The 13,825-nt window shown below is 46.3% G+C and carries 10 protein-coding genes; 5 read left to right on the top strand and 5 right to left on the bottom strand.

From position 1 onward, the window contains the following. Positions 1 to 251 precede the first annotated feature (251 nt). Positions 252 to 1,388 (bottom strand): acetylornithine deacetylase, encoded by a 1,137-nt coding sequence (gene argE / locus AC3D28_RS09860; protein ID WP_098414640.1) that lies wholly within the window; start codon positions 1,386 to 1,388, stop codon positions 252 to 254. A 144-nt stretch (positions 1,389 to 1,532) separates the two neighbouring features. Between argE and argC the strand changes: the two genes are divergently transcribed. The 4 genes from argC (at position 1,533) to argH (ending at position 6,776) form a co-directional block, all read left to right on the top strand. Then, entirely contained in the window at positions 1,533 to 2,537 is a 1,005-nt protein-coding gene (gene argC / locus AC3D28_RS09855; protein WP_488534656.1) for an N-acetyl-gamma-glutamyl-phosphate reductase, read from the top strand. Positions 2,538 to 2,558: 21 nt separating this feature from the next. After that, the gene (argB, locus tag AC3D28_RS09850; RefSeq protein ID WP_488534655.1) at positions 2,559 to 3,350 is read left to right on the top strand and encodes an acetylglutamate kinase; all 792 of its coding nucleotides are present in this window, start codon (positions 2,559 to 2,561) and stop codon (positions 3,348 to 3,350) included. Between the two features lie 84 nt (positions 3,351 to 3,434). Beyond that, positions 3,435 to 4,649, top strand: coding sequence for an argininosuccinate synthase (locus AC3D28_RS09845; protein ID WP_488534654.1), 1,215 nt, complete (start codon positions 3,435 to 3,437; stop codon positions 4,647 to 4,649). Positions 4,650 to 4,901: 252 nt separating this feature from the next. Further along, positions 4,902 to 6,776: an argininosuccinate lyase gene (gene argH / locus AC3D28_RS09840; protein ID WP_488534653.1), complete on the top strand. Its 1,875-nt coding sequence runs from the start codon at positions 4,902 to 4,904 to the stop codon at positions 6,774 to 6,776. A 206-nt stretch (positions 6,777 to 6,982) separates the two neighbouring features. On the opposite strand, the gene AC3D28_RS09835 is transcribed toward argH, so the two are convergent. From AC3D28_RS09835 to AC3D28_RS09825, 3 genes are all read right to left on the bottom strand, one after another. Beyond that, positions 6,983 to 7,267, bottom strand: a complete 285-nt coding sequence (locus AC3D28_RS09835; RefSeq protein ID WP_488534652.1) for a DUF3624 domain-containing protein — start codon at positions 7,265 to 7,267, stop codon at positions 6,983 to 6,985. Positions 7,268 to 7,611: 344 nt separating this feature from the next. Beyond that, complete coding sequence (locus AC3D28_RS09830; protein WP_488534651.1) at positions 7,612 to 9,084, bottom strand: dihydrolipoyl dehydrogenase; 1,473 nt, start codon at positions 9,082 to 9,084, stop codon at positions 7,612 to 7,614. A 193-nt stretch (positions 9,085 to 9,277) separates the two neighbouring features. Beyond that, entirely contained in the window at positions 9,278 to 10,006 is a 729-nt protein-coding gene (locus AC3D28_RS09825; protein WP_488534650.1) for a redoxin family protein, read from the bottom strand. Between the two features lie 170 nt (positions 10,007 to 10,176). Here AC3D28_RS09825 and oxyR point away from each other — a divergent pair, with 170 nt between their 5' ends. Then, positions 10,177 to 11,085 carry a DNA-binding transcriptional regulator OxyR gene (gene oxyR / locus AC3D28_RS09820; RefSeq protein ID WP_488534649.1) on the top strand — a complete coding sequence of 303 codons (909 nt, stop codon included), beginning with the start codon at positions 10,177 to 10,179 and terminating at the stop codon, positions 11,083 to 11,085. 58 nt (positions 11,086 to 11,143) lie between these two features. Here oxyR and AC3D28_RS09815 read toward each other — a convergent pair whose 3' ends face one another. Then, on the bottom strand, positions 11,144 to 13,708 hold the full coding sequence (locus AC3D28_RS09815) for a penicillin-binding protein 1A (protein WP_488534648.1): 2,565 nt from the start codon (positions 13,706 to 13,708) through the stop codon (positions 11,144 to 11,146). Positions 13,709 to 13,825 lie beyond the last annotated feature (117 nt).

Raw genomic sequence — 13,825 nt, 5'->3', positions numbered from 1 at the left:
ACTACATCCATTGTCCTTGTTAAGACTCCAATCTAGCGAAAAGCACCAGTTATAGTCAAATAAAGCAGACTAAGTTTGCAATTATTCCGCTATCTCCTGATTTAGAGCAAATTTACGGCAAAGGTAGAGCTAGAAGTGAAAATTAATTACAAAATAACAAGTTAAACAAGTGTTAAGACTAACGCTAAATAGTGAAGATAAAAAGATGCAGCTCAAATGGAGCTGCACAGAGTTTTAGGTTGAATCACGCATTAACAGCAATACTTGACCATCGCCTTTGAAAGCACATCAATCGTCGGGTCGATAAAGTCAAATGAGAGAAACTCATTCGGTTGGTGGGCTTGGTCAATTGAACCCGGGCCGAGAACCAAGGTTGGACAGAGCTGTTGTAAGAAGGGCGCCTCGGTACAGTAATTCACGGTTTCTGAACTGGTTTGGCAGATCTCCTCAACACCACCGATAAATGGATGGTCGTGTTGGCATTCGTAACCCGGAATTGGTTCATGTAACGGCACAACTTCGATACGCCCTCGCCATTTGGCTTCGACTTCTTTTAATGCGCCGCGCAACATGTTTTCTAGTCCATCAAGGCTAATTCCAGGTAGTGGACGCACGTCGTAATGCAGTTCACAGCAACCACAAATACGGTTAGCGCTGTCACCACCATGAATATGGCCAAGGTTTAGGGTAGGGCTTGGAATGGCAAAACCCGGATGGTGGTATTCTTTCACCAATTTATCGCGCAGTTGCATCATGGCAAACATCACTTCATGCATGATCTCAATCGCGTTCACGCCAAGTGCAGGATCGGATGAATGGCCGGATTTACCGGTGACCCGAATTGCATTTGCTACATGCCCTTTATGACCTCGAATTGGTACAAGGCTGGTAGGCTCACCAATAATACAGTAATCCGGTTTAAAGGGGGCGTTTACGGTGAAATGTCGTGCGCCCAACATGGTGGTTTCTTCGTCACAAGTGGCTAATACATATAGCGGCTTGGTCTGCTTGCTCCAGTCGACTTTTTTGACGGCTTCATAAATAAAGGCAAAAAAGCCTTTCATGTCTGCCGTGCCTAAACCGTAAAAGCGGTTGTCTTTTTCCGTCAGTTTATGCGGATCAAAATTCCACTGTCCTTGATCGAATGGCACGGTATCACTATGGCCAGCAAGTAAAAGGCCGCCTTCACCCTCTCCCATACGTGCGATCATATTGTGCTTGCCTGGCTCGACTTCGACCACTTCAACGCTAAAACCCAGATCTTTAAACCAAGATGCGAGTTTTTCGATGACTTTTGCATTGCCCTGATCCCAGCTCGGATCCGTGGAGCTGATAGAAGAGGTGCTGATGAGTCCTTCATAGACCTCTAGAAAAGTTGGTAATTGCATGGATTGTTCAAATCTCCTGTTGACAGACAGACCACAAAAATGTAAAACACATATTAAATCATATTTAATGAATAAAAAATCAAAATAAAGCGAAAATTAAATATGGATAGTCATTTGAGCCTTTAAGTATATGGATGTCACACAATGCTAAAAACCACGATTATTGGAGCCAGCGGTTACACCGGCGCAGAGTTAGCGTTAATGGTTAATAAACACCCACAACTCACGCTATCAGGTTTATACGTTTCCGCCAACAGTGTTGATGCCGGAAAGAATATTGCGCAGCTGCACGGCAAGTTAGCGGGCATCATTGATATGCCAGTCTCGCCACTGACGGATCCACTGCAAATCGCTCAAGAATCGGATGTGGTGTTTTTAGCAACGGCTCACGAGGTTAGCCACGATCTCGCCCCAACTTTCTTGGAGGCAGGCTGTCAGGTATTCGATTTATCGGGGGCATTCCGCGTTCAAAGTGAAGGTTTTTACCACACCTTTTATGGCTTCGAGCATCAACATAATAACTGGTTAGATAAAGCTGCATACGGCTTAGCAGAGTGGAACCAAGAATCAATTACAACGGCTCCCTTAGTTGCTGTAGCAGGTTGCTACCCGACTGCTTCGCAGTTAGCCATCAAACCTCTACTCGAAAATGCATTAGTGGATACCCATCAATGGCCCGTGATTAATGCGACCAGCGGCGCGTCAGGAGCTGGGCGTAAAGCCTCTATGGTGAACAGTTTCTGTGAAGTGAGCTTGCAACCTTATGGTGTATTTACTCATCGTCACCAACCAGAAATTGCTCAGCACTTAGGTTGCGATGTAATTTTTACTCCGCACCTAGGCAACTTTAAACGCGGCATTCTTGCCACGATCACCATGAAGCTAGCATCAGGCGTTACAGAGCAACAAGTCGTTCAAGCATTTGAACAAGCTTATCTAGGAAAGCCTGCCGTGCGTTTAAAAGGCGATGGCATTCCACGTATTCAGGATGTCGAAAACACCCCTTTTTGCGATATCGGCTGGAAGGTACAAGGCGAACACATCATTGTGATTTCAGCCATCGACAACCTACTCAAAGGTGCATCAAGTCAAGCGATGCAATGTCTCAATATTCATTATGGTTACCCAGAACTGACAGCGTTGCTGTAGTCGTTGAAAGAGGGAAATGCGATGACGCAAACCAATCAAACTCCTTTAGTCATTAAGCTAGGCGGTGCAGCTCTATCTTGCACTCAAACCTTAAGTCAACTTTTTGGTGCCATTGCGGCTTACCAAAAATCGGCACAGCGACAAATCGCCATCGTTCATGGCGGTGGCTATCTAGTTGATGAGTTGATGGCAAAGCTTCAACTTGAAACCGTAAAGAAAAACGGTTTACGCGTAACGCCTTACGATCAAATTCTGGTGATTGCAGGCGCGCTTGCAGGCACAGCGAATAAGTTACTGCAAGGCCAAGCCATCGCAGATGGACTCAATGCTGTGGGTCTTAGTCTCGCTGACGGTGGCTTGTGTCTCGTTGAAGAGCTTGACCCAGAGTTGGGCGCGGTAGGTAAAGCATCACCGGGTGATTCAACACTATTACAAGCGGTACTAAACACAGGCGCATTGCCAATTATCAGCTCTATTGGTTTAACCACTGATGGCCAGATGATGAATGTGAATGCAGACCAAGCCGCAGTCGCGGTGGCAGGTGCTCTCGATGCCGAATTGGTGCTGTTGTCAGATGTGAGTGGTGTACTGGATGGTAAAGGCCATTTGATCAAAACCCTGTCGGAACAACAAGCGAATATGTTGATCGATGGACATGTGATCACCGACGGTATGATCGTCAAAGTTAAAGCTGCTTTGGAGGCGGCCAATGATCTTGGGCGTCCTATCGAAGTCGCCACCTGGCGTTACCCAGAAAAATTAGTACAGCTATTCGCTGGTGAAAGTATTGGCACGCAATTTTTGCCTCAATAAGCATCAGCAAAAGAATTCAATATTAGGAAGTCGTAGTTGGCACTGACCGCCGAGCGCAGCGCCAGTTAAGTTTGGAGAAGAAAGATGAGCAAAGTGAACGTAAATAAAGTGGTAGTCGCATACTCAGGCGGTCTAGATACCTCAGTAATCATCCCGTGGCTAAAAGAGAACTACGACTGTGAAGTAGTGGCTTTCGTTGCCGATGTTGGTCAAGGCGCAGAAGAGCTAGAAGGCATTGAAGCGAAAGCAAAAGCTTCAGGTGCTTCTGAGTGTTACATCGCTGACCTGAAAGAAGAGATGGTGGCGGATTACATTTACCCAACGCTAAAAACCGGCGCGTACTACGAAGGTAAGTACCTGCTGGGTACATCAATGGCGCGTCCAATTATTGCTAAAGCACAGGTTGAAGTCGCACGTCAAGTGGGCGCGGACGCACTGTGTCACGGCTGTACAGGTAAAGGTAATGACCAAGTTCGTTTCGAAGGCGCATTCGCAGCACTAGCACCAGATCTACAAGTGATTGCACCTTGGCGTGAATGGGACCTAGTGAGCCGTGAAGAGTGTTTGGATTACTTAGCAGAGCGTAATATTCATTGTTCAGCGTCTCTTACTAAGATCTACTCACGTGATGCAAACGCATGGCACATTTCTACTGAAGGTGGCGTCCTAGAAGATACGTGGAACGCACCAAACGAAGATTGCTGGGTATGGACTGTAGACCCAGAGCAAGCACCAAACGAAGCGGAATACGTCACGCTAAAAGTTGATAAAGGTGAAGTGGTCGAAGTCGATGGCGAAGCAATGACGCCATACAACGCGCTGGTTTACCTAAATGAAAAAGGGTCGAAGCACGGTGTCGGTCGTATCGATATCGTTGAAAATCGTCTAGTCGGAATGAAATCTCGTGGCTGCTACGAAACTCCGGGGGGCACCATCATGATGGAAGCGCTGCGTGCCGTTGAACAGCTCGTGCTAGACAAGTCATCATTCGAATTCCGTGAAGAGCTGGGTCTAAAAGCGTCTCACCTTGTGTACGATGGCCGTTGGTTTACGCCGCTATGTAAGTCGATCCTTGCCGCTTCAGAAGAGCTAGCGCAAGACGTGAATGGCGAAGTGGTTGTTAAGCTTTACAAAGGCCAAGCCACGGTAACGCAAAAACGTTCTGATAACAGCTTGTACTCAGAAGAGTTCGCGACTTTTGGAGAAGATGAGGTTTACGACCAAAGCCACGCGGGGGGGTTCATCCGTCTTTACTCGCTATCAAGTCGTATCCGTGCATTGAACAGCCAGAAGAAATAATCTCTTCACATTTCGGATTGAGTAAAGACCTGCTATTGGATAGTAGGTCTTTTTTGTTGGTTTACGTCTATAAGCACAAAGATGCAAATGCATCCTTATTGAATATATATGTAGTAATATTGAATTTATACTTTATTTTTTATCGAAATTGCCGTAACGTTGACCCATAAGAAAAGTGAGCAAATGACCATCAAATTGGTTGCTACTCATTCGAAAACGTTAGAGTAAGTAATAGTCATCAGGAGAGACGCAATGGCATTATGGGGCGGCAGATTTACCCAAGCGGCAGATACCAGGTTTAAAGAGTTCAACGATTCGTTGCGTTTCGACTACCGATTGGCTGAGCAAGACATCGTAGGTTCAATTGCATGGTCTAAAGCACTGCTTTCTGTTGACGTATTATCGGCAGAAGAGCAGAAAAAACTCGAGCTTGCTTTAAACGAACTCAAATTAGAAGTGATGGAAGATCCACATCAAATTCTTCGTTCTGAAGCAGAAGATATCCACTCTTGGGTTGAGCAACAATTGATCAGCAAAGTGGGGGATTTAGGTAAAAAACTCCACACAGGCCGTTCTCGTAACGACCAAGTGGCGACCGACTTAAAGCTGTGGTGCCGTCAGCAAGGCCAGCAGCTGCTGATAGCGTTAGACCGTCTACAATCGCAAATGGTGTACGTTGCCAAGCAGCACAAAGACACCGTGCTACCAGGTTATACCCACCTTCAACGTGCTCAACCTGTAACATTTGCGCACTGGTGTTTGGCTTATGTCGAAATGTTCGAGCGTGACTATTCACGTGTGAGTGATGCACTGCAACGTCTCGATACTTGTCCATTAGGCTCAGGGGCGCTGGCTGGTACGGCTTATCCTATCGATCGTGAACAGCTTGCGCATAATCTTGGTTTCCACCGCGCAACACGTAACTCACTGGATTCGGTTTCGGATCGTGACCATGTGATGGAGCTGATGTCGGTGGCCTCGATTTCGATGCTGCACCTTTCTCGTCTTGCGGAAGATATGATTTTCTACAACTCAGGGGAGTCTAACTTCATTGAGCTGGCGGATACGGTGACGTCTGGTTCGTCATTAATGCCACAGAAGAAAAACCCGGATGCGCTTGAGCTCATTCGTGGTAAGACAGGCCGTGTGTACGGCGCTTTATCGAGCATGATGATGACAGTGAAAGCCCTGCCATTGGCTTACAACAAAGACATGCAGGAAGATAAAGAAGGGTTGTTTGATGCGTTAGATACATGGAACGACTGCATGGAAATGGCCGCGCTGTGTTTTGATGGCATTAAAGTTAACGCTGAGCGTACGCTTGAAGCCGCGAAGCAAGGGTATGCGAACGCGACTGAACTTGCCGATTATCTTGTTGCGAAGGGCATCCCATTCCGTGAAGCGCACCACATTGTGGGCGTTGCGGTGGTGGGGGCCATTGATAAAGGCTGCGCGCTGGAGGAGCTGTCCCTGCAAGAGCTAAAAGCCTTCTCGGAGGTGATTGAAGATGATGTGTATGAAATTCTGACGATAGAGTCTTGTTTAGAAAAACGTTGTGCGCTGGGTGGGGTTTCGCCTCATCAGGTCGCTTATGCGGTGGATCAAGCGGATAAACGTCTGAGTCAGCGTGACAGCTCGGCAGTGAAAGTGCGTCCTGCACGTTTGACAGACATTGAAACGTTAGAAGGGATGGTGGCTTATTGGGCGAACCTTGGTGAGAATCTACCCCGTTCTCGCAATGAGCTCGTGAGAGACATTGGCTCCTTCGCGGTGGCTGAGCATCATGGTGAAGTGACGGGTTGCGCCTCTCTGTATGTGTATGACTCAGGACTCGCTGAAATACGTTCTCTTGGTATCGAAGCGGGCTGGCAAAGTCAAGGGCAGGGCAGTGCAATCGTAAATCACTTAGTTGAGAAAGCACGTCAAATGGCGATCAAAAAGGTCTTTGTCCTAACGCGAACGCCTGAGTTCTTTATGAAGCAGAACTTCTTACCAACATCGAAATCGCTGTTGCCGGAGAAAGTACTGAAAGATTGCGACCAGTGTCCACGTCAACATGCGTGTGATGAAGTTGCGCTTGAGATCAATTTGATGGAACAAGTGATCCAAAAGACGCATGTGGCATAGCGTTGAAATAGAAAAATGATGTTATTAACATTCAAAGGCATAGTGATTTTTCGATAAGCGTACATAAGTATTCGCTAAAAAATCAAAAAAATTTGGAACCTTTAAGAGAAAGCTTGGTCTATTAAAGTACCACTGCTTTTTCTTAGAAGAATCTAAGAGAGCCCCAGAACAGATATTGGTTTTGGGGCTTTTTTCTATCTGTCACTTTACTCTTTTTTACCCGTCTCTTTTTTACCCGTCTCTTTTTGTCCTCGTCGACGTTGCCATGGCAAGATGACAAAACGCATCCATAAGTGCAAAAACAATAAAATATTGAAAGCAAAACCGACAAAGATCAAAGCGATCGATTCGATGCCTTGTGGATCGTTTTTGAATGCAAGCCACCAAACAATCCAACACAATACGGAAAGTACCGTCAGTTGATCCATACATCGTTGGCAGTGTCCGATCTTTTTCCAAAACCAATGTTTTTGGCAGCGACGACAAGCCATAGTATCTCCCCTTCCTCGCCGTCTAAGATTAGCAGAAGAGGAATAGGTCTTGCTATATGTGCAGATACACTGGCATGAAATCAAACTGTAAAGTTAGCTGGGATGGCAGATTATGGCTGGTAATTGCTGTATGGTGCTTTTCTGCTTAAACAATAGGAAAGTAATGATGTCGACAGAACTTAAGCTTGCATTGGGAGTGGCTGGTGGCTTCTTCACTATCGGATTAACCGCGATCATTGTGGTGAGTCGTCATGCGATGATGTAAGTCATTTGCTTCATTGTCAAAGCCTCGTTGATACGAGGCTTTTTTTGCGCCCTAAACCGTGTGTTTGGATTGATAAGCGTTAACAGCCAGGGCCGCAATCTAAGCAATGTTTTACCATTTCCGGACCAAGATGCAGTTTCGCATTTAGGTCACGCAATGCAGTACGCACGCCTTCCTCAATGACAGGGTGGTAGAATGGCATATTGAGCATTTCAGAAACCGTCATTCTATTTTGATGTGCCCAAGCCAAAAGATGCGCGAGGTGTTCCGCGTTCGGACCCATCATCTCTGCACCTAAAAAACGCCCAGTACCTTGTTCGCCATAGACATGCAAAAGCCCTCTGTTTTTTAATATGACGCGAGAACGACCTTGATTCTCAAATGAGACTCTGCCAGTGATAAAACAACCACAGCTTCCTAAGCGAGTTTCCAGTTGTTTGAAAGTTTCACCGACCATGGCAATTTGCGGATCAGAGAACACGGCTGAAATTGGCGAACGACGTAGACCGGCACGAATATCCGGGAAGCGACCAGCATTATCACCAGCAATGCGACCTTGGTCAGCGGCTTCGTGCAGCAGTGGAACTTGGTTACTTGCATCACCCGCAATAAAAATACTCTCTACTGAGGTTTGCAATGTGTAGTGATCTGCGGTTGGTACGCCGCGTTCATCGAGGACAATATTGGTGTTCTCGATCGCCAGCTTATCTACGTTTGGACGTCGTCCAGTGGCAGCTAAAACGTAATCAACAATAAAGGTTTCTAATTCACCGTCGTGGTTAATGAATTGGATCTCAACGTTGTCTGCGCCTGCTGCATTCGATGACGGTATGCGCTTCATGCTTTCTACTTTAACATCGGCATCAAGATAGAACTCTTGTTTAAAAGTTTTATCTGCATAAGCCATCACCTCTGGATCTGTCAGTGGGCCAACTTGACCACCAAGACCAAAGAGCTTCACTTTCACCCCTAGGCGGTGCAACGCTTGACCGAGTTCAAGACCGATCACTCCTGGGCCAAATACCGCAACCGACTCAGGCAAATTATCCCAATCAAAGACATCATCATTAATTACGAGACGGTCACCCAACTCATTCCAAGCTGCTGGATAAGCAGGACGAGAGCCTGTCGCGATCACAATCCGTTTTGCGTTGACCTGCGTATGGTCATCTATGATAAGTGTATGATCATCGGCAAACTTCGCGTAACCTGATAACTTGTCTTCTGCGGGAATATCATCGACGCTTTCAAGCACAAAGCCAACAAAACGATCACGTTCGCGTTTTACACGATCCATGACTTCTTGTCCGTTAATGCGTATTTCACCTTGCGGATGGATCCCAAATCCAGGCGCTTTTTCGATTTGGTGGGCACTTTCTGCGGCCGCAATCAACAGCTTAGAGGGCATGCAACCGACGCGAGCACAGGTTGTTCCGTAAGGCCCGCCTTCAATCATGACTACGCTGTTAGTATGAGCTTTGGCGGCGCGATAAGCGCCAAGACCCGCAGTACCACCACCAATAATCGCTACGTCGACATTAACTTGTTTCATCGTGAACTCTCGCTTTTTGTTTTTAAGCCAAGCTAGCTACATTGAGCTTGGAGAGTGAATTGGATCGTTGAATCTGGATAAGGAGTCACCTTATAGGTAGACGACTACTTATCTAGACTAGTAGAAGAAGTGAGTTAAGGTTGGCCTCCGAGCCAAAGGCACCGGAGGCCGAGGGGGGTAGGCTATGGACAGCTTAGCCTAGATACGTTTCTAGCTCTTCGCTACCGCCGATGTGCTTACCGCCGATAAAGACTTGCGGAACAGTCGTGCGGCCAGAAATAGCACGCAGACTAACCGTGGTCGCGTCTTTACCCAGAATCACTTCTTCATATTGAAGGCCGTGGTCAATCAGGTTTTGTTTCGCTTTCATACAGAAAGGACAACCTGGCTTGGTGAATACCGTGATGGACTCTTGCGTTTTATAGTCAGGCGCAATGTAGTTCAGCATGGTGTCTGCATCTGACACCTTGAATGGGTCGCCTGGTTCATTTGGCTCAATGAACATTTTTTCTACTACGCCATCTTTTACTAGCATGCTGTAACGCCATGAGCGTTTACCAAAGCCGATGTCGTTTTTATCCACTAACATGCCCATACCATCGGTGAATTCACCATTACCGTCAGGAATGAAGGTGATGTTTTCGGCTTCCTGGTCTTGCTTCCAAGCATTCATCACAAACGTATCGTTGACCGATACACAAAGAATCTCATCGACACCGTGCTCTTTAAATACTGGGAACAGCTCGTTGTAACGAGGTAGGTGGCTGGATGAACAAGTCGGTGTAAACGCACCAGGCAAGCTAAATACGATAACGGTCTTACCTTTAAATAGCTCATCAGTCGTTACATTTATCCAAGAGTCACCTTGGCGAATTGGGAAAGTAACGTGAGGGACTTGTTGACCTTCTTTAGATACAAACATAATGATTTCCTTTAACTATTTTAAATTATGCGTATAGAGCTTAGCGTTTTTCTTTGCTCTGTTTCGTTCTGTTGAGCCCATTATTGTAAAAATCTTTTGATAGCTCTAATCGTTTGGTGTTATGGTTTTGATAGGTATTAGCTATTATTAAAAGAAGCGAATTGTGAGTTATGAATATTCGAGATTTTGAGTACTTAGTTGCACTTGCGGAACATAAGCACTTTCGCAAAGCGGCAGAAGCATGTTTTGTTAGCCAGCCAACATTGAGTGGACAAATTCGTAAACTGGAAGATGAACTCGGAACGACCCTTCTAGAGCGAAGCAGTCGGCGGGTATTATTTACGGACTCGGGGTTGCAACTGGTGGAGCAGGCGAAACGTATCTTAAGCGAGGTGAAAACCTTTAAAGATATGGCAACTGGCCAAAGTGGTACGATGACAGGGCCGATGCACATTGGCTTCATTCCCACGGTTGGGCCGTATTTGTTACCTAAAATACTGCCGCAGATAAAAGAAGCATTTCCTGAACTGGAGCTGTTCCTGCACGAAGCTCAAACACATCAGTTGGTGCGTCAATTAGAAGAAGGTAAATTGGACTGCTTGGTCTTGGCTTCGGTTGATGAAACGGCACCTTTTAAAGAAATCGAAGTGTATAACGAGCCGTTAAGCGTCGCGGTGCCATGTGATCATGAGTGGGCCTCTCTCGACCATATTGATATGTTGGAGCTGAATGGTAAAACCGTTTTAGCGCTGGGAGATGGACATTGTTTACGTGATCAAGCTCTGGGATTCTGTTTTGCTGCTGGGGCAAAAGACGATGAGCGTTTTAAGGCGACCAGTCTCGAAACATTGCGTAATATGGTCGCGGCTGGTGCCGGAATTACGTTATTGCCTCAGTTATCTGTCCCGCATGAGAGGCAAAAAGATGGTGTTTGTTATATTCCTGCGACCAACCCAACACCATCTCGTAACATCGTACTCGTATATCGGCCTGGTTCGCCGTTGCGTGCTCGGTTTGAAGCATTAGCAACGAAGATTAAAGAGATTTTGGCTTCTTATCCATCACTGACAGCAGCATAAGACAAAAAAGGGAAGCGCCACATTGCTCTCCCTTTTTCTCTTTTATCAACCTTGAGATTTAGAACAGTTCTTCAGTGCCACCAGACCCCGTTGAGTAGATACTCTCTTCCAGTCGGTCACTCACATATTCCGTTGGCTCTGTGCCTTTCACGAAGTATTCGAACATCGATGTACCATCCACTTTACGAGTTAGCATACCGCTGCTTCGATCAATTCGAACACGTATGATGTTATCTGGAATATTTTTTCCTTGTTCAGGTATGTCATCCAGCGCGACGCGCATAAAGTCAATCCAAGCGGGTTCAGCGGTTTTCGCACCCGATTCGGCACCAGAAATTTGACCCTTACCTAAGTTTGGGTTGACGGTTGTGCGGCCAAGAGCGCGTGAGTGATCATCAAAGCCTACCCAAGAAATGGCTACCACACCCGGGCCGTAACCGTTGTACCAAGCATCTTTTGAGTCATTGGTGGTGCCAGTTTTACCGCCAATATCACGACGTCCCAGTTTTTGTGCTCGCCAACCGGTGCCGTTCCAACCGGTGCCTTCACGCCAGTCACCTCCCCCCCAGATATTGCTGTTCATCATCTCACGCAGTAAGAATGCATTTTGTTCCGAGATAACTTGCGGGGCGTATTGAGGTGTATCGTTTTCCAAGGCGTTATCCGTCACAAGACTATCGATCATGACATCCTGCTCACCAAACTCATCAACAAAACGATCTTCTGGTTGTTCGTTGATTTGTGGGCAATTTTTATCGCAGACACTTTTTGGGTTCGCTTTAAACAGTAACTTACCAAAGGCATCTTCAATGCGTTTAATGTAGAACGGCTCCACATAATAACCGCCATTGGCAAATACCGAGTATCCTTGTGCCACTTTCATTGGTGTTAGGCTGCCAGCGCCAAGAGCGATGGTCTCTGAGCGTGGTACTTGGTTGATATCAAAACCGAAACGGGTGAGATATTGACGTGTTTCATCAAGGCCAACTTCGCGTAGCGTACGTACTGCCATGACGTTTTTCGATTGAGCTAAACCTAGGCGGAGACGAGTAGGGCCGCCATAGGTTGGTGGTGAGTTTTTAGGTCGCCATGCAGAACCGGAGCCAGAATCCCATTTGTTAATCGGAGCATCGTTGATAAGTGTGGCTAGTGTGAGGCCTTTATCAATGGCTGCTGAATAAATGAAAGGCTTGATACTAGAACCGACCTGACGAACCGACATGGTTGCACGGTTAAACTTACTGTGAACAAAGTTAAAACCACCCACTAACGATAATATCGCACCATTTTCTGGGTTCATTGCGACGAATGCTGTGTTGGCTGTTGGCACTTGGCTCAGTTTCCAACGATCGAGGGTATTGCCGTCTTCATCGATATCGTTGAGTTGACGAACCCAGATTTGTTGGCCTGAAGCTAAAATTTCCTGCGCAGAGGTTGGTATTGAGCCTTGGCGGTTTTCCGTCAGGTACTTACGTGCCCAATTCATCCCTGTCCAAGCAATGGTTTGCTCTTCATTATTCTTCACCCAAACTTTTGCCGTCTTGCCTTCAACCTTGGTCACAACAGCAGGATAAAGATCGCCATAGGTGGGTTGTCGCTTCAAATGATTCTCAATTTCCTCGAAGTTCCAAGCAGGCCCCTCTTCTTTCCACAATACTTTTTCTGCTCCGCGATAGCCATGACGCTCATCGTATGCCAAGAGATTATTTACCACGGCAGTATTGGCGGCATCTTGCAGTTTAGCATCAACCGTCATGTAGATACTCAACCCAGACGTGTAGGCTTTTTCCTCACCGTACTCTTTTACGGCCCATGAACGAGCCAGTTCCGCCACGTAAGGGGCTGATAATTCGATTTCGGCACGGTGATAACTCGCGACAATAGGTTCGTTGCGCGTTTCTTCATATTGCTTTTGGGTGATGTACTTCTCATCAAGCATACGCATTAGAACCACATTACGACGTTTTGTCGCGCGTTCGAGAGAGTAAATCGGGTTCATAGTAGAAGGCGCTTTTGGCATACCTGCAAGCGTTGCAAGCTCGCTTAGTGTGAGCTCACCAAGGCTTTTGCCAAAGTAAACTTGAGCGGCTGCACCAAAGCCATATGAGCGGTAACCAAGGAAGATTTTATTCACATAAAGTTCCATGATTTCTTGCTTACTTAAAAGCTGCTCGATGTGGAGAGCAATGAAAATTTCTTTAATCTTACGCATGATCTTCTTCTCGTTAGATAAGAAGAAGTTACGCGCTAGCTGCTGCGTGATCGTACTCGCCCCTTGTTTGGCAGAACCTGAAAGTGCCACAACAACGGCAGCACGAGTGATACCGATTGGGTCGATACCAGGGTGCTCGTAGAAACGGCTATCTTCGGTAGCGATCAGCGCGTGGATTAAGTCTTGAGGAATTTCATCATAAGTCACAGGAATACGACGCTTTTCACCAAACTGTGCGATCAGCTTCCCGTCCTGACTAAACACTTGCATAGGTGTTTGTAATTCAACGTCTTTTAGAGTTGCAACATCGGGCAATTCAGGCTTCACATACTGATAGAAGCCAAAAATTGTGGTGACTCCAAGAATTATGCAAATCAATGTTAAAAATAGTAAACGCTTTATGAACTTCACCGGAGAATCCCTGATTGGTTGAGGCTGTGTAACGGCAAATCCTTGTACTCTTATATCAAAAATTTAGCACATAGATATTAACCCTCATTTGGGAACTAATAACAACCTTTGCACGAA

Source organism: Vibrio sp. TAP-3B (genome assembly GCF_057784735.1).
The sequence above is the reverse complement of the archived record's forward strand: the minus strand, read 5'-3'. Positions and strand labels throughout refer to the sequence as shown.